The 18,797-nt window shown below is 48.3% G+C and carries 20 protein-coding genes; 12 read left to right on the top strand and 8 right to left on the bottom strand.

The features are described from left to right. The first annotated feature begins 645 nt into the window (after positions 1–645). The 4 genes from QSJ47_RS04360 to tal are packed head-to-tail and all read left to right on the top strand — an operon-like array spanning position 646 to position 3,856. Entirely contained in the window at positions 646–915 is a 270-nt protein-coding gene (locus tag QSJ47_RS04360; RefSeq protein WP_221272433.1) for a NifU family protein, read from the top strand. A gap of 9 nt (positions 916–924) precedes the next feature. Further along, positions 925–1,533 carry a histidine kinase gene (locus QSJ47_RS04365; protein ID WP_221272432.1) on the top strand — a complete coding sequence of 203 codons (609 nt, stop codon included), beginning with the start codon at positions 925–927 and terminating at the stop codon, positions 1,531–1,533. Continuing rightward, the gene (locus tag QSJ47_RS04370; RefSeq protein WP_285602554.1) at positions 1,530–2,864 is read left to right on the top strand and encodes a UDP-N-acetylmuramoyl-L-alanyl-D-glutamate--2,6-diaminopimelate ligase; all 1,335 of its coding nucleotides are present in this window, start codon (positions 1,530–1,532) and stop codon (positions 2,862–2,864) included. Before QSJ47_RS04365 ends, QSJ47_RS04370 begins: the two co-directional genes overlap by 4 nt. Then, positions 2,861–3,856: a transaldolase gene (gene tal, locus QSJ47_RS04375; protein WP_285602555.1), complete on the top strand. Its 996-nt coding sequence runs from the start codon at positions 2,861–2,863 to the stop codon at positions 3,854–3,856. Before QSJ47_RS04370 ends, tal begins: the two co-directional genes overlap by 4 nt. Here tal and QSJ47_RS04380 read toward each other — a convergent pair. Together QSJ47_RS04380 and QSJ47_RS04385 are read right to left on the bottom strand one after the other, a co-directional pair. Beyond that, on the bottom strand, positions 3,839–4,723 hold the full coding sequence (locus QSJ47_RS04380) for an aspartate carbamoyltransferase catalytic subunit (protein WP_285602556.1): 885 nt from the start codon (positions 4,721–4,723) through the stop codon (positions 3,839–3,841). The genes tal and QSJ47_RS04380 overlap by 18 nt on opposite strands. A 302-nt stretch (positions 4,724–5,025) precedes the next feature. Beyond that, positions 5,026–5,292 (bottom strand): hypothetical protein, encoded by a 267-nt coding sequence (locus tag QSJ47_RS04385; RefSeq protein WP_221272428.1) that lies wholly within the window; start codon positions 5,290–5,292, stop codon positions 5,026–5,028. 407 nt (positions 5,293–5,699) lie between these two features. On the opposite strand from QSJ47_RS04385, the gene QSJ47_RS04390 reads away from it, so the two are divergent. The 7 genes from QSJ47_RS04390 to QSJ47_RS04420 all read left to right on the top strand — a co-directional run bounded on the left by QSJ47_RS04390 (position 5,700) and on the right by QSJ47_RS04420 (position 14,007). After that, positions 5,700–7,310 carry an inorganic phosphate transporter gene (locus tag QSJ47_RS04390; RefSeq protein ID WP_285602557.1) on the top strand — a complete coding sequence of 537 codons (1,611 nt, stop codon included), beginning with the start codon at positions 5,700–5,702 and terminating at the stop codon, positions 7,308–7,310. A 100-nt stretch (positions 7,311–7,410) separates the two neighbouring features. Further along, on the top strand, positions 7,411–8,697 hold the full coding sequence (locus tag QSJ47_RS04395) for a hemolysin family protein (RefSeq protein WP_285602628.1): 1,287 nt from the start codon (positions 7,411–7,413) through the stop codon (positions 8,695–8,697). Beyond that, positions 8,697–10,250 carry a TolC family protein gene (locus tag QSJ47_RS04400; RefSeq protein WP_285602558.1) on the top strand — a complete coding sequence of 518 codons (1,554 nt, stop codon included), beginning with the start codon at positions 8,697–8,699 and terminating at the stop codon, positions 10,248–10,250. The genes QSJ47_RS04395 and QSJ47_RS04400 overlap by 1 nt, the downstream gene beginning before the upstream one ends. A gap of 9 nt (positions 10,251–10,259) precedes the next feature. Beyond that, the gene (locus QSJ47_RS04405) at positions 10,260–11,249 is read left to right on the top strand and encodes an HlyD family secretion protein (RefSeq protein WP_221272425.1); all 990 of its coding nucleotides are present in this window, start codon (positions 10,260–10,262) and stop codon (positions 11,247–11,249) included. A 1-nt stretch (position 11,250) separates the two neighbouring features. Further along, on the top strand, positions 11,251–12,306 hold the full coding sequence (locus tag QSJ47_RS04410) for an ABC transporter permease (RefSeq protein ID WP_285602559.1): 1,056 nt from the start codon (positions 11,251–11,253) through the stop codon (positions 12,304–12,306). After that, complete coding sequence (locus tag QSJ47_RS04415; RefSeq protein WP_221272423.1) at positions 12,300–13,433, top strand: ABC transporter permease; 1,134 nt, start codon at positions 12,300–12,302, stop codon at positions 13,431–13,433. Before QSJ47_RS04410 ends, QSJ47_RS04415 begins: the two co-directional genes overlap by 7 nt. A 1-nt stretch (position 13,434) precedes the next feature. After that, complete coding sequence (locus tag QSJ47_RS04420; protein WP_221272422.1) at positions 13,435–14,007, top strand: hypothetical protein; 573 nt, start codon at positions 13,435–13,437, stop codon at positions 14,005–14,007. An 82-nt stretch (positions 14,008–14,089) separates the two neighbouring features. Here the strand turns inward: QSJ47_RS04420 and efp are convergent, their stop codons facing one another. The 3 genes from efp to QSJ47_RS04435 are packed head-to-tail and all read right to left on the bottom strand — an operon-like array spanning position 14,090 to position 16,517. Next, positions 14,090–14,653 (bottom strand): elongation factor P, encoded by a 564-nt coding sequence (gene efp / locus QSJ47_RS04425; RefSeq protein WP_221272421.1) that lies wholly within the window; start codon positions 14,651–14,653, stop codon positions 14,090–14,092. Between the two features lie 16 nt (positions 14,654–14,669). After that, the gene (locus QSJ47_RS04430; protein WP_221272420.1) at positions 14,670–15,593 is read right to left on the bottom strand and encodes a class II fructose-bisphosphate aldolase; all 924 of its coding nucleotides are present in this window, start codon (positions 15,591–15,593) and stop codon (positions 14,670–14,672) included. Positions 15,594–15,602: 9 nt separating this feature from the next. Further along, the gene (locus tag QSJ47_RS04435; protein WP_221272419.1) at positions 15,603–16,517 is read right to left on the bottom strand and encodes a peptidylprolyl isomerase; all 915 of its coding nucleotides are present in this window, start codon (positions 16,515–16,517) and stop codon (positions 15,603–15,605) included. A 129-nt stretch (positions 16,518–16,646) separates the two neighbouring features. Between QSJ47_RS04435 and QSJ47_RS04440 the strand changes: the two genes are divergently transcribed. Then, entirely contained in the window at positions 16,647–17,378 is a 732-nt protein-coding gene (locus QSJ47_RS04440; protein WP_221272418.1) for an EI24 domain-containing protein, read from the top strand. Here QSJ47_RS04440 and crcB read toward each other — a convergent pair. Genes crcB through QSJ47_RS04455 form a run of 3 tightly spaced genes read right to left on the bottom strand, consistent with a single transcriptional unit; the run spans position 17,362 to position 18,765 of the window. After that, complete coding sequence (gene crcB / locus QSJ47_RS04445) at positions 17,362–17,745, bottom strand: fluoride efflux transporter CrcB (protein WP_221272417.1); 384 nt, start codon at positions 17,743–17,745, stop codon at positions 17,362–17,364. The two genes, QSJ47_RS04440 and crcB, sit on opposite strands and share 17 nt — an antisense overlap. Before the next feature lie 37 nt (positions 17,746–17,782). Continuing rightward, positions 17,783–18,448 (bottom strand): uroporphyrinogen-III synthase, encoded by a 666-nt coding sequence (locus tag QSJ47_RS04450; protein ID WP_285602560.1) that lies wholly within the window; start codon positions 18,446–18,448, stop codon positions 17,783–17,785. After that, positions 18,448–18,765 (bottom strand): rhodanese-like domain-containing protein, encoded by a 318-nt coding sequence (locus QSJ47_RS04455; protein ID WP_285602561.1) that lies wholly within the window; start codon positions 18,763–18,765, stop codon positions 18,448–18,450. Before QSJ47_RS04455 ends, QSJ47_RS04450 begins: the two co-directional genes overlap by 1 nt. Positions 18,766–18,797: the final 32 nt, after the last annotated feature.

Below are 18,797 nucleotides of genomic sequence, written 5' to 3' on the forward strand. Positions count from 1 at the left end.
AGATTCCGCTGATGGGGTTGTAACCAAGTATGGCTACATACTGGATATAGCTAGTTATGGATCGTTGAAGCAAGAAGCCCACCCGTCTTTAGCGGGTGGGTGATTCACTATTCGAGCGGTAGAAATTATAAAACTTAGTGGCGGGCTTGATAACGTCCCCAAAACTCCGCACACCAAAGAAATCCTTCATCGTTGCCACACGGGTTCTATACTCTTGCTTATCTTGTTGTTTTTGTTCTGCGCCATTTGCAAGGTTTTGTGTTTAGGTTTTTACTTGTTTGCGTGGATAGCGATTTTAGAGCCACAGGGGGTCTACAAGCGACACATGGCAGCTAATCCGTTGATGCTTTAGCTCTCTAACGCTCTACGGGCTTGAAAATACAAAAAGTGGAGGTTTTGGCTTTGAACTGAGAAATTAGGGCTTTAGAAACCCTATTGGAGCAACGGGTTAAAGAAAAGACTTTTGATGATTGTAGCGTTATCGCTTTGGTGCTAGAAGGTGGTGTGCCTCTAAGCGCAACTGAGAAGAAATTACAAGATAAGATCATAAATACCCCCTAGATTGAGTCTTAAGAGCACCCTTTAACACGATAAACAAAGTTTTAGAGTATATTGCGTTATAATGAAAACTTTTGGAGGTGTTGCATGGTATTTAGTGATGCAGAATTACAAAAACCCGTGGAGTTAGCCCTAGAGAAAATCCGCCCTATGCTCTTAAGGGACGGGGGCGATGTGGTGCTTTTGGGCATTAAAGAGGCTAAGGTGTATGTGAGTTTAGAGGGGGCGTGTAGGGGCTGTGCGTCTAGCGCAAACACTCTAAAGTTTGGCATTGAGCGTTGTTTGCAAGAGGAAATTCACCCGGACATGCAAGTCGTGCATGTGTCGCCTGAACGCTATAAAGAGTTGTTTTCTTAAGCCTCTTTAATGACAAATGACCCCAAGAAGCGCACCTTTTGCACGCAGGGCTACAAGGCGTTTTTACACAAGGAGTACCCAAGAGCGGGGTTTTTATTCGGGCAGGCGTTGTTCTTAGACCCGATGGACTCGCACGCCAAGATCGGTCTTCTTTTAAGCGACATTGCCCTAGACTTCCCCAAAGAGGCGCACAGTTTCTATGAGTTGTACCAAAGTTTGTTAGATTCACAACCACGCCGTTATAAGCTCAGCATCCAGCACCAAATTTTAGATTTGATCGCATCTTTTGACGATAGCCTGAGTAAAATGGCGCAGGTGTTTAGCGCAGAAAACCAACTCAAGGCCGAAAGTTTGGAGGGGATTTTATACGCCGACTTTAAGGCCATGTGTGTGGGTAGGGACTTTAAAGAGGTTTTTGAGGACTTAATGTTTAGCACGAAAGTCATTTTTGACAAGAAAGAGGACTTTTACGAGTTCTTAGAAAGCCTTGTGGAGAACGGCTTTTATGAAATGTCCATCTCCTACATTGAGAACATGCGCGAGCTCTTGTGGTATGATGAGCGCGTGAGTGCGATTTTACAAAAAGCCCTAGAGTTAGAAAAGCAAGCCGCAAAATGAAACACTTTCACCCCCTCACCCACAACGCCCGGAACTTCACCCACTTAAGCGAGGACACAAGAGAGCTTGACAACAGCACCCTCTTAGTGCAAACCCCAAGCAACGCTCCCTTCGTGCAGGCGCATTTAGCCAAAGAGCCCAAAACACCCACCATACAAGCCCTAGAACTCTATAGGCTTTTAAATTTATCGCTTCAAATTGTGGGCGTTACGGGCACCAATGGCAAGACCACCACCGCAAGTTGTATTTACTCACTGCTCTTAGATTCGGGGTGCTCTTGCGCTTTGCTTGGCACAAGGGGGTTTTTCATCAACGACAAGCGGGTGAAAGAAAAGGGTTTAACCACGCCTAGCCTACTAGAAATTTACATGGACTTAGTCACAGCACAAGCTCAAGGGGTGGAGTATTTCATTATGGAGGTAAGCTCACATGCCCTCGCTCAAGAGCGCATTGTGGGCTTGGATTTTGTGGCAAGGGTACATACAAATATCACCAGCGACCATTTAGACTATCACAAGGATCTAGAGACCTATAGAACCGTGAAAAATTCCTTTTTTCAAGGCGAGGGACTAAAGATCATCAATCGAGACGACCCTGTGGTGCGCTTCAACCCCAGCAACGCCTATGGCTATGGTTTGGAGCACAAGAGCCATTTAAGCGTGGATGCTTACAGCCTGAATCCGACTTTAAGCGCACATCTAAACTTCAAGCTAACCCCCAAAACCCCGGCTGAAAACTCTTTACTGCACTCCCCGCTTATCGGCCGACATAACCTTTACAACCTTCTAGGGGCTGTGCTTTGTGTGCGCTTACTCACCGATAAACCTCTAGAAGACATTTGCGCCCTTGTGCCAAACTTCTTAGGCGTGAAGGGGCGTTTAGAGGTGGCACACACAAACCCCCTTGTAGTGGTGGATTTTGCCCACACTGCTGATGGCTTCACGCAGATTTTTAATAGCTTTAGTGGGCAGAAAGTGAAAGTTGTCTTTGGCGCAGGGGGCAATCGGGATAAAAGCAAACGCCCTTTAATGGGGCAAGTGGCCACCACCCATGCGATCAAAACCTACATCACCAGCGACAACCCAAGGCACGAAGACCCTCTAGACATCATCAAGGACATTTTGGAGGGCATTTCTGAGAGCAAACGCTCTAGCGTGGTGGTGGAGGCGAATCGCCAAAGGGCCATCGAGCGTGCCCTAAGCGAATTACAAACAGATGAGATTTTACTCATCCTAGGCAAGGGGGATGAGAATATGCAAATCATCGGCTCCACCCTGCACCCTTTTGACGATTGTCAAGTGGTGCAAGCATTTTATAAGGACAAGGCATGAAGGATTTTTATTTATGGTGCGACTTCATTGAGCGGGATTTTTTAGAAGAGGGGTTTCAAACCCTTTTAAAAAAAGGGCAAATTGCGGGGGCGACCTCCAACCCCGCCATTTTTGCCAAGGCTTTGGAGTCTAAAGCCTACCAAGCGCAAATCACGGAGCTTAAAAACGCCAAAATGGGAGCGAAGGACATTTACGAGCATTTAGTCATCGCCGACATCAAAAGGTGCGCTGAGATTTTACTGCCCTTTTGGGAGAAAAACAAAGCTACGGGCTACATCAGCCTAGAGATCGACCCCTTTTTAGCCGACAATGTGGGGGCAAGCGTGGCGGAAGCGCGGGCATTGTTTGGGCGCATTGGCATGCCAAATGCCATGATCAAAGTCCCCGCCACCCAGGCAGGGCTAGAGACCATGGAGCATTTAGCCAAGGACAAGAACATCCCGCTGAATGCAACTTTAGTCTTTGATCCTAAGCGCGCTGGGGATTGCGCCCTTGCGCTTAAAAAAGCTCCCATGGGTGTTGTGAGCATCTTTGTCTCTAGGCTAGACACCTTAGCTAACCGGCTTTTACAAGACAAAAACAACCGTCTAAGCCAAAGCACCCAAGCCACGCTTTTAAACCAATTTGGCATCGCCAACGCCCTAGAGTGCTACCACAGCGTGCAGGGCGTGGGAGCAAGCCGTGTGTATCCCCTCTTTGCCAGTGTGGGCACCAAAGACCCAAGCCTGCCAAAAGACTATTATCTACAAGCCCTAAAACTCGAGCACAGCATCACCACCGCTCCCCTAGAGGCTCTAAAAGCCTACCACGAAACCCCCAGCGCGCCCACAACCTCCATCAAGCACATCAAAGAAACCATGCAAGATTTGGGCTTGGACTTAGAAAAAACGCGGCCAAACTCAGGTTATAACCCGGGCAGACATTCTCTTTTATTGCCGGGACTTAAAGCCTTTGAGGACGCTTTTAGCAAACTCTTAAAGGCTTTGACTTAATAGAGCTTCTATCAAAGCCATCCGCATTGCCACGCCGAGTTTCACCTGCTCTAGGATTTGACAGCGCGGATCGCTTAAAAGTTTGTCCTCTATGTCAATGTTTCGATGCACGGGGCCAGGGTGCAACACCACGACTTCTTTTTTGAGCATGTCCGCCTTGAGGCAATATTTATAGGCGTAGTCTTTCAAAGAGCCATAGGTTTGCAAAGAATGCCGTTCGGTTTGGGTGCGTAAGCTCATCACAATGTCCGCCACTTCTAGGGCTTCTTGCAGTTCGTGGGTGTAGTCAAACGAAGTCTTGGGCAAGAAGTGGGGCGGAGCGACTAAAAGGGGCTTTAGCCCAAATCTAGGTAGAAGTTGTAAATTGCTGTTAGCCACCCTTGAGTTTTTAATGTCGCCCACAAAGGCAATGGTTTTGCCCTTAAGTTGCCCTTTAAAATGCCTATGTAGAGTGAGTAAGTCTAGGAGAGCCTGCGTTGGGTGGGCAAACGCTCCACTACCCGCATTGATTAGGGGGGTTTCTAGGTGCTTGGCTAAATAGGGCAGGGCACTAGAGTGGTGGTGGCGGATGATGAATAAATCGATCCCCATCGCCTGCAAGTTATAGAGCGTGTCTAGCAGAGTTTCGCCCTTTTTGGCAGAGCTGGTTTGCACGCTAAAGGCGTTGAAGTGGGCGTTTAGGCGGGCTGTGGCGGTTTGAAAGCTCGCCACCGTGCGGGTGGAGTGCTCAAAAAAGAGGGCTGTAACGCTCTTGTGGCTGAAATTTGGGGCTTTAACACTCTTGTCTAAAAATCCATTTGCCCGATCTAGTAGGGCTAAAACCTGCGCATTATCTAAATCCTGTGTGCTGATGAGGTGTTTTAACATAGGAGTAATTGTAGCAAAAAAGCAATGAAAGCACAGATCACCGATGCAGACACAAAGCGTTTACAAGTTCCATAAAAGGCAAAATCTTTTTGCAAGGTTTCTTTATACAACAAGCCTTGCATACAAGAGGGTGTAGGGGGCTTAGGGCTCTAATTTTAGCTTGCAGTTTGCCTAAGGTGTCCTTTTAAGTTTTCTAGCCCATCTTTAAGCGCACCAAATTTGAGTTGGTAAGCCTCTCTGCTAAGCCCCTTGCAAAGCTTTGGTTTCCCCTCTTCTATCCCGTTGGAGCACATAAGTTTGTTCTATATAGAGAACTTACAAAACTTGTAAAATGTGTTTAAGAGTGTGGTATTCATCTCTTGTTGGCTTGGCATGTCGGTGCAGTGGGTGAAGTGTGGGTCTAGCTCCCTAGCCATGACCTCTGGGGTTCTTGCTATACCTAAGTGGGAGTATTTTACAAAGCTCGCCTCATCGGCTAGGCCGATGATGGCAACTTTGCTTGTGGTGCTGTAGGTGGTGGGCGTTGTGTGGCGGATTTTATCTTGGCATGGGATGGATGGGGTTTCCAATGCATACCCCTACCTTGCACGGCGTGTCCAATGGTGTGCCATTTAGATGTGGAAAGCATGCGACCTTTTGCCCCGGACAGGATTGCGACACCACGGAGGTGCTCACTGCAAGCCATAAGATGTTACTTTGCTTAAGGCACGCGGCGATTTGGCTAGGGACTTGTTTTTTTGTGAAAAGCAGGTTTTTAGTGGTCTGTGAGTTTACCTGGCACGCTGACAACCCCCTTTGGATGGCAAGATCTCTTATAAGCCCATTGGTAAACTACAAGGAGCAAAAGTTAATGGCGGATTACACCCGCCAAATATTAAGATAAGAGGGTGTACAAAATGAGGAACTTTAAGCGTAGTGTTTAAGCGTTTCTTAGAGATTTTTATATTAAAGTTCTAGCCGTCAATGAAAGCTTACCATGAAATCTAAAACCACTAAACCCACCGGTTCTATCCAAAAGGCCTTTAAAGAACTCCAAAGAGACAATGTCAAGATCACTCTGGCTGTTGTGTTTGTCGTGGCGGCGGCGGGCTTGGCGCTCATCTGTAGCCACACGCCCATACACCTACCCTTGCTCGCTTTAAGCGCAGTTGTGGGTGGGTATATGGCGATGAACATCGGGGCGAACGATGTCGCTAACAATGTCGGCCCACTGGTGGGCTCTCAGGCGATCACTTTAGGCATGGCGCTTTTGACGGCGGCTCTGTGCGAAGTGCTAGGCGCAGTGTTAGCAGGCAGTGAAGTCGTGCAAAGCATTAAGGGCAAGATCATCGATCCCGAGCACATCCAAAACACCACGGTTTTTGTGGGGATGATGTTTTCGGCTCTGCTCTCAGGGGCAATTTGGCTGCATCTAGCCACAGCCATTGGTGCGCCCGTTTCTACCACACACTCCATTGTGGGTGGGGTGCTTGGGGCGGGGCTGGTGGCTGGGGGGGCTGGGGCTGTGGATTGGCCCTTTTTGGGTGGGATTGTGGCTAGTTGGGTCATCTCGCCTGTGATGGGCGGGGGGATTGCGATGGGGCTTATGGTCTTGTTTAAGCAGAGCATCAGCGATCGAGAAGACAAGAAAAACGCCGCCCTAAAGGCGATGCCCCTAGTGGTGGGGGTGATGGGCTTGGCGTTTAGCTGGTATATGCTGGCAAAGGTTCTACGCACGCCGCTAGGCTTGGTTAACGAATTTCTCTTAAGCGTGGGGGTGGGACTACTCGCCTACCATGTCTTTAAAAGTTATGTGGCTTCTAAGTTAAACAGCCTAGAAAACACTAAAGAGAGCGTACACACGCTTTTTACTCTACCTTTGGTCTTTAGTGCCGCTTTGCTTAGCTTTGCCCATGGGGCCAATGATGTGGCTAATGCTGTGGGGCCCCTCGCGGCGATTGTGCAGAGTTTGCAAGAGTGGGGACACCACGCCATCCCCACCAAAGCCTATGCGCCGTTGTGGATCATGCTGGTTGGGGGGCTTGGCATCGCCACGGGGCTTAGTTTGTATGGCCCCCGCTTGATTAAAACCGTGGGCAGTGAGATCACCGAGTTAGACAAAATGCAAGCCTTTTGCATCGCAATGGCGACTGTGATCACGGTCTTGCTCGCCTCAAAGCTTGGCTTGCCCGTGAGCTCCACGCACATCACCATCGGGGCGGTGTTTGGGGTGGGCTTTTTGCGCGAGTTCTTGCAAAAACGGCTCTTTGAGATGAAACAAATGATCTTGGATGCGCACCATGGCGAAGATGCGGGCGTGATTAAAAACTTCCTAGATCGCTTTGAAAAGGCCAACCCCAAACAGAAAAAAGAGATGCTCACCTACTTAAAGACCTTGCAAAAGGAAAACAACACCCTAGAGTACACCGTGGGCCTTAGTAAAAAAGAGCGCAAGCACCTAAAGAAGGCTTATAAAAGTGAGCTTGTCAAGCGCTCGGTGATCAAAAAGATCATCACCGCATGGCTCATCACCGTGCCTATTTCCGCCCTACTTGGGGCTTTAGGATACTATTTAATAGACACCTTTAACATTGTTGAGAGACTTTAGGCTGGTTGTCCGTTAATTATTCTTTGTGGAATAGACTATAGACTAGGGTTTATTAGGCTAATTTTAAGGAGAGTCGTTGGAAGTTTATGAGTCGCTTGCGATGTGCGCTCTCGCCCTTGTTTTGGTGTTGTGCAACGCCTTTTTTGTGCTCTCTGAATTTGCCATTGTCAAGGTCAGGCGCTCCAAACTTGAAGAACTAAGCCTTCATAACAACCCCAATGCCACCCTTGCCCTAAAAATCAACGCTTCAGTGAATACCTATTTAAGTGCCACGCAGCTAGGCGTTACTCTAGCTTCTTTGGGGCTGGGCTGGCTGGGTGAACCCGCCCTAGCACATTTAATCACGCTTATGCTGCATAAATGGGTGCATTTTTCCGCCCTGCACGCCATTGTGCATGTCCTAAGCGTGGTGCTCGCCTTTTGTTGCATCACTTTATTGCATGTGATCTTGGGCGAAATTGTGCCTAAGTCGGTTGCCATTGTGCGGGCAGAAAGCGTGGTTTTGTGGATAGCTCGGCCCTTGCATGCCTTTTGGATGCTCTCTTATCCCATCGTCAATCTCTTTGACTTCTTGGCGCGCTTGGTGCTCAAACTCTTTGGTATTGAGCCGCAAAAGGACAGCGCACACTCGGAGGAAGAGATTAAAATCATCGTGGGGGAGAGTTTAAAAGGGGGGGTGATCGACTATGTGGAGGAGGAGCTGATTAAAAACGCCGTGGATTTTTCAGACACAAGTGCCAAAGAGATCATGACCCCGCGTAGCGACATGGTTTGTTTAGACACCAAGCAGACCCATGAGCAGCACCTGCAAACGATTTTAAAGCACCCCTTCACCCGCTACCCTTGTTGCGAGGGGCATAAGGACAATATTTTAGGCGTGGTGCACATCAAGGACATTTTATCCACCCCCCTCTTGGAGCGTAAAGAACCTGACCTAAAGCATTTATTGCAAGAGGTGTTGATTGTGCCCGAGAGCGCGTCCATTTCGCAGATTCTCATTAAAATGAACCAACAGCAAAGGCGCATGGCGTTGGTGGTGGATGAGTATGGGGGGACTTCGGGGGTTTTAACGATGGACGACATTTTTGAGGAAATCATGGGCGACATTTTTGAGGGACAAAATGAGAGCAAAGAGGGGATTAAAAAGGTCGATGAATACACCTTTGAATGCGACGGGCGGGTGGATTTAGAGAGTGTGGAGGAGCTGTTGGGCTTTCGCTTTGAGCATAACTACGAGCAGGTAACTTTGGGGGGGTATGTTTTTAGCTTGCTAGAGAGGTTACCCGAGGTGGGCGATGTAGTGGGCGATGAGCGGTGCATTTTTGAGGTGTTGGACATGGACAAGGCGCGGATTCGCAAACTCAAGCTCGTAAAAAAGGATTTATGATGCGCAATGATCGGTTTGGGGTGTTGGTGGGGCTACTTAGCGGCGTGCTGGCGGCACAAACGGAGCTCAGCCCCTTGCAAATAGAAGCTAAAAACTCTACAAGTTTAAGCACTCTGCAGACGGATAAATCCACGAAAATCACGCTCAAGCAGGCGTGGGGTATGGTGTTGGCTAATTACGATGGCATCAAGGCGCAGGACTACGCTGAAAAAAAGGCAAAAAAGTTAAGCACAGCGGCGAAACTCTCTTTTTTGCCCGAGATCGATTTAAGCGCGTTTTATGTGCATTTAGGCAAGACCATTGAGATCCAGCCTGTGAGTGCAGGGCAACGCGCCCAAATCCAAAACAAGATCAACGGGCTGGAAAATTCCCTAAAACCCTCACTTGAACAGATCGCCCAAATGGGCGCGCCCTTTCAAGGATTAGCGGGTGCGTTGAGCGGGGTGATGGCACAGGGGACGGCGGGGCTAATGGGGGCGTTGAATCAGCCCTTTTTGTTCTCTAGACAAAATGTGGTGATGGGGGCTTTGAGCATCATTTACCCGCTGTATATGGGCGGAGAGCGTTTTTACATGACAAAACTCGCCTCTTTGGCACATAAAGAGTCGATGGAGGTGTCCCGGCTTAAAAGGCTCTCCACCTTTCAAGAGTTGGTCAAAATTTACTATGGCTTGGTGCTGAATATGGAGGTGGATGAGGTGCTTAAGGGCGTGCAAGCGGGGCATTTAAAGCACTACCAAAATGCCCTCAAACGCCTAAAAGCGGGGCAAATCGCCAAAGTGGAGGCCTTAAGCGCGCAGGTGGCGTATGAAAAGAGCAAAACCAAGTCTATGCAAGCTGATGATGCGCTAGAGGTGGCGACTTTGGCGTTTAACACCATTTTAAGCAGCCAAAACATTCCCGTGGCCAAAGCCCACTTTGCCCCCACAGCGCATTTAAACATCCGCCCTAAAGCCCTGCCTAGTTTGGACTTTTTTGTGCAAGAAACCTTGAGCTCTTACCCTGTGTTAAGAAGTCTGGCGATCAAACAACAGAGTGCACAGCAAATGACAAAATTACAAGTAGCAAAGTTTCTCCCCCATTTTAATTTCTTTGGGGCATACTTGATGAAAGAGAACAACTCCACAATGATGAATATGATCCCCGAGTGGTTTGTGGGCGTGGGCGCGAGGCTGCCCATTTTAACCCCCAATGGGCGCATCATGCATTACCAAGCCGCTAAGATTGACGAGCTACAAACCTCCGCCTTGCAAAGCCAAGCCAAAAAGGATATGGAGCTGTTGGTGCATAAAACCTACCTGCAATGCCAATCCTTGCTCAAAGAGTATAAAAGTTTAGATACGAGCGTGGAGCTGGCTAAAGAAAATTTAAAATTGCAAGAAGAGGCGTTCAACCAGGGCATGGCGACCAACGCGATGGTGGTGGACGCGCGCAACTCTTTGGCGGGCATTTTGGTAGAGCAAAAGACCCACGCCTACAAATACATCAGCGCATTGGTGGATTTAATGGTGCTTAGCGGCCATACAGACCTATTTTACGACTTTGTTTACTAAGGAAGTGGAGTGAAGACAGCAAGAACCCCGGTTATTGTGGTTGCTTTGGCAGCGGTGGGGATTTTAATTTGGCTCGGGCAGGTGTATTACAGCGCCTACAACCACAAACAGCAACGCCTACAAGGCTTTATAGAGGCTAGAGAGTACAGCGTGAGCTCCAAGCTTGCCGGGCGGGTGGAGAGCGTTTTAGTCAAAAAGGGCGACTTCATTAAAAAAGGGGATTTGGTTTTTACGATCGACAGCCCCGAAGCGGAGGCAAAACTACTACAAGCCAGCTCCAGCCACAAAGCCGCCAAAGCCTTGAGTAATGAAGTGCTTAGGGGTAGCCGCAGCCAAACCATTAAGAGCGCAAAAGATGTTTACCAAGCTGCCAAGGCGCAAAGCGATTTAGCCGAAGAAACCTATAAACGTATCCAAAGCCTATATGACAAGGGCGTGGCGAGTTTACAAAAGCGCGATGAAGCCTACGCAGCCTTTCAAAGCGCAACCTTTAAGAAAAACGCCGCTTACGAGCAATACCAACTCGCTCTAGAGGGTGCGTCCAATGAGAGCAAGATCGCCGCTAAAGAGAAAGAGCAGGCCGCTTTAGGGCAACTCAACGAAGTGCAGGCGTTTTTAAGGGATAAAAAGGCCTACAGCCCTATCGATGGCGAGGTGAGCAATGTCTTGCTTTATGGTGGAGAGTTAAGCCCCAAGGGCTTTCCTGTGGTGCTGGTTACCGACACTGCGCATGCGTGGTTGGATTTAAGCGTGCCTGAAAAGTATTTGAGCCGCTTTAAAAAAGGGGCGCGCTTTACAGGCTACATCCCCGCCTTGAAAGAGAGCGTGGAGTTTAAGGTTACGCATATTGCGGTGATGGGCGATTTTGCGACTTGGAAAAGCACGAACAGCAGCCAAAGCTACGACATGAAAAGCTTTGGGATTGAAGCCACGCCCCTAAAGGACATGCAGGCTTTGCGGGTGGGCATGAGCGTGTTGGTGGACATCCCTAGCGACTAAGATGTGGGCAAAGTTTTTCCAATCGCGCTTTGCAATGGCGGTGTGCGTAGCCCCACTTTTCTTTGGGCTTCTTATGATCGCCTTGTTTTATCAACAAATCCCTACACAGCTAAACATCGGGGTGGTGGACTTGGATAACAGCCAACTAAGCCACGAAATGGTGCGCTCGCTTAATGCCAGTAGTGCGCTTAATGTGGCGCATTTTTACAGCAATTTAGACCAAGCCAAGCCTTTTTTGGCCTCTAAAAAAATCTATGGGGTGGTGGTGATCCCTAAGAATTTAGAGCGTCAGGTCAAACTGGGCGTGCAAACCCCCATAGCCCTATACTACAACGCCACCTATGTGCTGGTGGGCAAGACCTTGCTAAACGCCTTTTTATACACTCTCTCCGCCCTAGAAATCAAGCAAGATGTCGCCACGAATTTAAAGCTGCACAGCGATTTAAACACCGCCAAAGCCCTAGCCTTCCCCATGTATGTCGATTTACACACCCTATTTAACGAGCACAACAACTATGCGCAATTTTTGCTGATGGCGATCTTGCCTTGCATGTGGCAGATCTTGGCGGCTTTGGGGATGTTTAACTTTGTGCAGATGTGCCAAAATGGTCGTGAAGTGTGGGTGGCTTTGGGGCTCAACACGCTCATTTTTAGCGCGTGGGGGGTGTTGATGCTCTTTTACTTGAAGCCTTACAACGCCCACTGGGGACTATTACTGCTCTCTTGTGTACTGTTGGTTTTGGCGATCTCTAGCGTGGTGGTGGGTTTCTTTTTCTTGCTGAAAGAGCCGATGCGCGTGGCCTCTTTCATCGCCCTTTATACCGCCCCCTCTTTAGCGTTTGTGGGCGTCACCTACCCCACAGACAACATGCCCGCCCTAGCGCAATTTTGGAGCGCGCTCTTGCCCGCCACTTACTTCATAAAAGCCACCATTGCCCTAGACTATTACCAAGCCCCCCTAGATTTAGCCTTAAAAGCCATCGCCCACTTGCCGGTCTTTTGGCTCTTTTATGTACTAGGGCTTGCCCTTTTTGCCAAAAGAGAGCGGGCATGCTAAAGGTATTTGCAGACGAACTTAAGGGCATTTTTAGCCACCTTGGGGTGCTGATGGTGATCATCGGTGGGCCGCTCTTTTATGCCATGCTCTACCCCCTGCCCTATAAAAACGACATTGTAACACGGCAAGCCATCGCCCTAGTGGATCACGACCACAGCCACCTATCCTACAGATTCACCCAAATGCTAGAAAGCACGCAGGGGGTGAGGATCACCTACCGCCCAAGCTCCATTCAAGAGGCCAAGAAACTCTTAGAAGAAGAAAAAGTCTTTGGGATCGTGCTGATCCCTCGATTTTTTGAGCGGCATGTATACACGAGCGTTCCTGCAAAAATTGAGCTGTATGCCAACGCCAACTACTTTCTCATCTACAGCACCATCGCCCACGCCACGCTAGAGACTCTGCAAGCCCTAAGCCAAAGGGTCAAAATCTACAAGGATTTATACCTAAGCGAGCGCACCACTGAGCACAATCTCTTTGATCTGCAAACCATCCCACTTTACAACCCCTCCCTTGGCTATCTTAACTACGCCATCGCCCATGTCTTTATTTTCATCTTGCACCAAACGCTTTTGATCGGGGCGGGGGCGATCACCTGTGCCAACCCTAGACGCTTTAAGGGCTTTGGGGAGGCTCTAAAAATCTGCTTTGTGCGTGTCTTGTGCTTCACCTTGATCTACATTTTCCATTTACTGCTCTACTTTGGAATGCTCTTCCCCTACTATGGCGTGCACATCCACGCCAACCCCACACAATTACTGATCTTTGGCGTGGTCTTTCTCTTTGCGGTGGCAAGCTGTGGGGTGTTCTTTGGCTCGTTCTTGAGTAAGCCTGCCCAAGCCACGCAAATTGTCCTTTTCAGCTCTTTGCCCTTAATTTTTATGATGGGCTTCATTTGGCCCACCGAGCTCATCCCTGCTTTTTTGCGCCTGCCTCTGCAGCTCATCCCTGCCACGCATGGCATCTCGGGTTTTGTGATGCTCAACCAATTTGCCGCTCCCTTTAACGCAGTGCGTTACGACCTGTGCGCCTTGGTTATTTTAGCCCTTGGCAGCCTAGTGGCGGGGGCGTGGCGGCTTGCAAGGGCAGATTTTGCTACAATGAATCAACTTAAATTAAAGGATTAAAATGTCTAGGCGTATCGCTTTCATCTTAGCTAGTGCATTCATTTTAGGAGCGTGTAGCTCAGGCCCCAAACAAGCAGTCTTTTTACAAGACATGCCCAGTTGGATGGTGCAGGACATGAGTGGGTACACCACACAAGGGATCGACAGCTCCCATGTGATCGATGGACAGGTGCAGCGATCGGAGGTGATCGCTAGAGATCGCGCCCGCTTTAGAGTGGCGATCCACATTGCCGACAAGCTCAAGGCAACTTACACTGCTAGCCAAAACGCCCACCAAAAACCCTATGATGATGCGATCTTTAATCAAATCATCCAAGCCATTGCTGCCAGCTTAGGGCATGGGGTGCAACTGGGCGAGTATGTCAACCCCAACAATGAAGAGGTCTTCATGTTGGTGCAAGTGAACTTCTACGACCAAGCCAAACTCCAAGCGGCCCTAGAGAAGATCAAACCCTTAGCCTCTGAAACCATCCAACAAATCGCGGCAGGTATGAAAAAGATTTTTGATGAATTGAATTTAGAGAACGCCACAAAAAACCACCACGATTTCACAAAAGATCGCGGGGGGCGTTAAAAACGACTAGGGGAAAAGAAGGGCTTAAAGAGTGTTTCTAAAGGGGGTTTAAAATACGCCTCCAAGCGGAGCGTAAAGGGGTTTATTTCACCTTTTCGAGGTATTCGCCCGTTTGGGTGTTGACTCTAATCACCTCGCCCTCGAGCACATGGAAGGGCACTTGCACCACCGCCCCAGTTTCAAGCGTGGCGGGTTTTTTGCTGGCACTGGAGGTGTCGCCCTTGAAATTGGGGGGGGTCTCTGTGATCTTCAACTCCACCACTTGGGCGACCTCCACAGAAATTGCCTTTTCATTATGAAAGAGCACCTGTACTTGGGAGCCATCGAGCATCCACTTAGGCGCATCCCCGACTTGATCCTCGCTCAGCGCAATTTGTTCATAGGTTTCTGTGTCCATGAACTGGTAAGAACTTCCATCAAAGTAGAGAAATTGCATGGGTTTTTGCAACAAGTTGGGCTCATCGCATTTGTCGCCGGCGTGGAAAGTTTTTTCAATCACCTTGCCGTCTAAAAACGATTTGATTTTCGCCCGCACAAAGGCCGCACCCTTGCCCGGTTTGACATGCTGGTATTCCACGATGCGGTAAGGCACGCCCTGTATTTCAATTTTCAAATTCTTTTTTAATTCGCCCATGCCAATGGCCATTGAGTTCCTTTAATCCTTAAATTTTACCCGCACTGCCAAGCACACGCATGCGCTCCACAATGACGGCTTTCACCGCCTCTATGCCGGGGGTGAAGTATTTACGCAAGTCAAACTCGCTGGGGTTTTCGTTTGCCATTTTACGCACTTGGCCGATGAAGGCTAGGCGTAAATCTGTGTCGATGTTGATTTTATTGATCCCACCCTTGATGGACTGCTCGATGAAGTCAAAGGGCACGCCTTTAGAGCCCTTTAAATCCCCGCCCGTGCTTAAAAAGGCTTGGCGCACGCTTTCAGGGATGGAGCTTGCCCCGTGCAAGACTAGGGGGATATTGGTGCGTTTTTTCACCTCCACAAGGCGATCAAAGTCTAGTTTGGGCTCGCCCTTGAACTTAAACGCCCCGTGGCTCGTGCCAATAGCCGGGGCTAAATAATCCACTTGGCTCACTTTCACAAACTCTTCAGCCTCATTAGGATTGACCAAGACTGCGTCTTTTTCATCTACGGAGATATTATCCTCAATGCCCATCAGCCGTCCTAGCTCTGCCTCCACGCTCACCCCCTTGGAGTGGGCGTAATCCACCACTTCTTTAGTGAGATTTAGATTTTCTTTGAAGGGGTGATGCGAGGCGTCGATCATCACAGAAGTGAAGCCCGCATCCACCGCCTTTTTACAGCTCTCAAAGCTGGTGCCGTGATCAAGGTGCAAGGCGACGGGGATGTCCGAGTAGCGTTTGCTCATGGTATAGACCATGCTAAGCACCATGTCAATACCCAAATACTTGATCGCCCCCTCGCTGGCTTGCACGATGAGGGGCGATTTGGCGGTGTCGGCTGCCTCAAAGATCGCGCGCAACATTTCAAAATTGACAAAGTTAAACGCCCCAACTCCATAGCCCTCCTTATGGGCTTTGCTTAAAATCTCAATGCCCGTAACTAGCATGTAAGCCCCCTAATCTTTGGTGATGTTTATTTGTACATGTTTGCGCAACTTCTCGAGCTCTCCCTTGACATATTCTTGAAACTTGTGCTCTTTTAAGATACCGATGATGGTTTGCCTAGCTTGCTCAAAAGTAGGGGTTTTTGGCTCATTTTTGCTATTAAGATAAATCACATGGTAGCCAAACTCAGTTTTAACGGGGGTTTTTGTGTAGGTGCCGGGTTTGAGCGCAAAGACAGCGTTAGAAAACTCGGGTGCCATTTGGCTTTTTTGGAATTTGCCCAAATCCCCGCCATTTTTGCTGTTTTTGGTGTTGGGGTCGATGGATTCGCGGTTGGCAATTTCGATAAATTCTTTTTCTACACGGGTTTTAGGCACTTTGTTGAGCTCGGAGATCACCCGTTTGGCATCCGCTTCGGTTTTTACTAAAATGTGGCGGGCGTGGGCTTCTTGTTGCACGAATTGCGCTTTATTTGCCTCGTAGTATTGTTTTAATTTAGCTTCGGGGATGTCCTCTTTACCGATCGCCTCAGCTTGGCGTTTTGCCCAAGTTTCAACCAAAAGTTGTTTTTTATAGCTCGCCATCCTTTTGGCAAAGTCAGCGGTTTCGTCTAGTTTCTCTCTTTTAGCTTCTCTTTCAATCAACAAATTGTTGATGGCTTGTTCTAGCAAGGCTTCTTTTTGCTCGGGTTTGAGTTTGTCAAAGTCAAAGTTTGGGTTGCGCTGCTTAATCACATTAAAATCGCTCTCTGTGATGTCCACCACTTCGGGTTTAGCAGGGGCTTCTTTGTGTTTTCTGTGGTGTTTACCCTTAGTGGGTGTGTCTTGAGGGGCGGGGAAAGTCACGGTGGCTAAAGTCTTTGCCCCCACAAAACCCACACCTAACGCCCCCATCAAAACCAAACTCACGATGCTTCTCTTAACCATAAAACTCTCCAGACTATTGTAGAATTGAAACTTTGCATTTGCAAAGGCATGAAAGGATTATTTTAGCATGCTAAACTTAATATAACCACTAAACCACAAAGTGAACTATCTTAACAATGGAAAAGGAAAATGGAAACACCGCTACAAAACATCCATAAAAGCTGGAAAGACTTCTTAAGCTGGAAAATGTTGTTTTTAAACTTAGGACCCGTATTCTTAGGGGTGCTGTTTTGGGGAGTGATTTTGTTCCACTTCGGGGGCAATATGGTGCGCATCATTGAAGGCTTTTTACCCACGAGCTGGGATCACTACGCCCACACCAATGGGCTTTTGCCCGCCATGTTCTTGCTCGCCATTAAGATTTTTGCCTATGTGCTCTTGTTGCTCTGCGTCTTAATGTTGAGTTTGATCGGCAATCTCTTCATCTCGCTCTTTTACACCCCTGTGGTGATTTGCTACTTACACAAGCGCGATTACACAAACCTACCCCTAGAAAACTTCGGAGATTTCATGGGCTGTATCCAGCATTTCTTAAAGCAACTCGCCTACTTGTGCATGTTCTTGGTGGTGTGTATCCCGCTGTACTTCATCCCCTTCGTGGGGGTGTTCGTGTCCCTGATCCCGCATTACTTTTTCTTTAAAAACACGCTCTCTTTTGACATCGGTAGTTCCATTTACAACCAAGAAACCTATCAAGAAGTGCTCAAGGAATACAAAGTCCCCCACCACAAAGTCGCCATTGTGGCTTACTTATTCTCTTTGATTCCTATATTTAACTTTTTTGCCACGCTTTTACAGACCATCATCCTTGCCCGCTTCTTCTTAGACATCAAAGCCCAAAAATCTAATGCACGAGTTTAGCTAAACCCCAGCCAGCCACTACGCAGAGCAACCCTAGTAGGTTGCTTCCCACCACATAGGCGATCGCCTCGCTAAAGGCTTGCTTTTGTAAGAGCTTTAAAGTGTCTAGCCCAAAAGAGGAAAAAGTCGTAAAACCCCCCAGTACCCCCGTGATAAAAAACACGCTCATTTTATCGCCCAAGATGGATTTAGCCGCCAAATGCCCCGCAAAGCCGATCACAAAGCAGCCGATCAAATTCACGCTAAAAGTGCCTACAGGAAAACTCTGCCAAATCCATAACTTCGTGGGCGCGATCTTGCCCACAAAATAGCGCAAACTAGCCCCCACAGCCCCGCCCAGTGCCGCTAATAAAAACATCAAATGCATGCCAATCCTTTAAATTTTTAAAAATGTTAGCAAAGATTTAAAGCGTTTTGGCTAACTCTAGGCAGGCTTCAAGGCTCGTTTCTGGGCTTAAATGGGCGCAAATATGCGGATCAAGAGCGTTTAAGGTGCTTTGCCCGATGGCTACGGCCACATAGCTAGAATCCCAAGCAAAATTTTTTAAAAAATGCCTATAACTGCTAGGGGCAGTGAACACCAGCACGGAGTGGGGCTTGGGCTTTTGCGTTTGCGCTAGCATTAATGGGATGTTTTTGTAGGCAACCAAAGAGGGTAAAAAGTCTAGGGCATTTGTGGCGACACTTTGAGCGCGCACGAAGAGCGTGGGCTGTGGCAAAAGGTCTTTAATTTCTTTAACAAAGCCCTTGGCATGTCCGCTTTGCCCCACAAAGGCAACATTAAAGCCTAGACTTTTTGCCATTTGTGCGCTTTTTGGGGCGAGCACAAAGGTGGGTAAGCTTTTTAGAAAGGCGAGGGTATTGGTGTTTTTTAAATTGTGCTCTAAACTCAAGGGGGCGTGTTTAGAAGTGAAAAGCAAGGCTTTTAAAGAAGGCAAGGGAGGGGTTAGATTGTCCAAATTTAGGGGCAAATAGACAATTTGACTACAAGCTAGGTAGCTGACACGGGGCTCTAGTGCTGCTTTTGCGTCCCCTGTGATCGCACTGCCGATCACAACAATGGGGCGCACTAATTTTCTAGCACTTCTAAACCCGATGCCTTAAAGTCGTCAAAATCTGCTTTCAAAAAATAAATGTTTTGCACCCCCGCCCCGTGCAAGGCATTGGCGTATTGCGCAGCGGTGTTGCCCCGCCAGCATTGCAACAAAACCTTTTGCCCAGAGTGTTCTAGGGCAAACTTCTTTATCGCGTTCAAGTCGTCCATGTGGAGCGCTTCTTTTAAATGCGCCTTGTGATAACTCTCGGCGTCTCTGATGTCGATCACACAATAATCCTTGGGATTGAAAGACCTAAGCTCTACGAGCTGGTGGGTGTAGTTGCTCTCCATACAAAATCCTTTAAAATTTTGGGGGATTTTAA

Origin of the sequence: Helicobacter sp. NHP22-001, assembly GCF_030270165.1 — a bacterium.
GTDB lineage: Bacteria > Campylobacterota > Campylobacteria > Campylobacterales > Helicobacteraceae > Helicobacter > Helicobacter gastrofelis.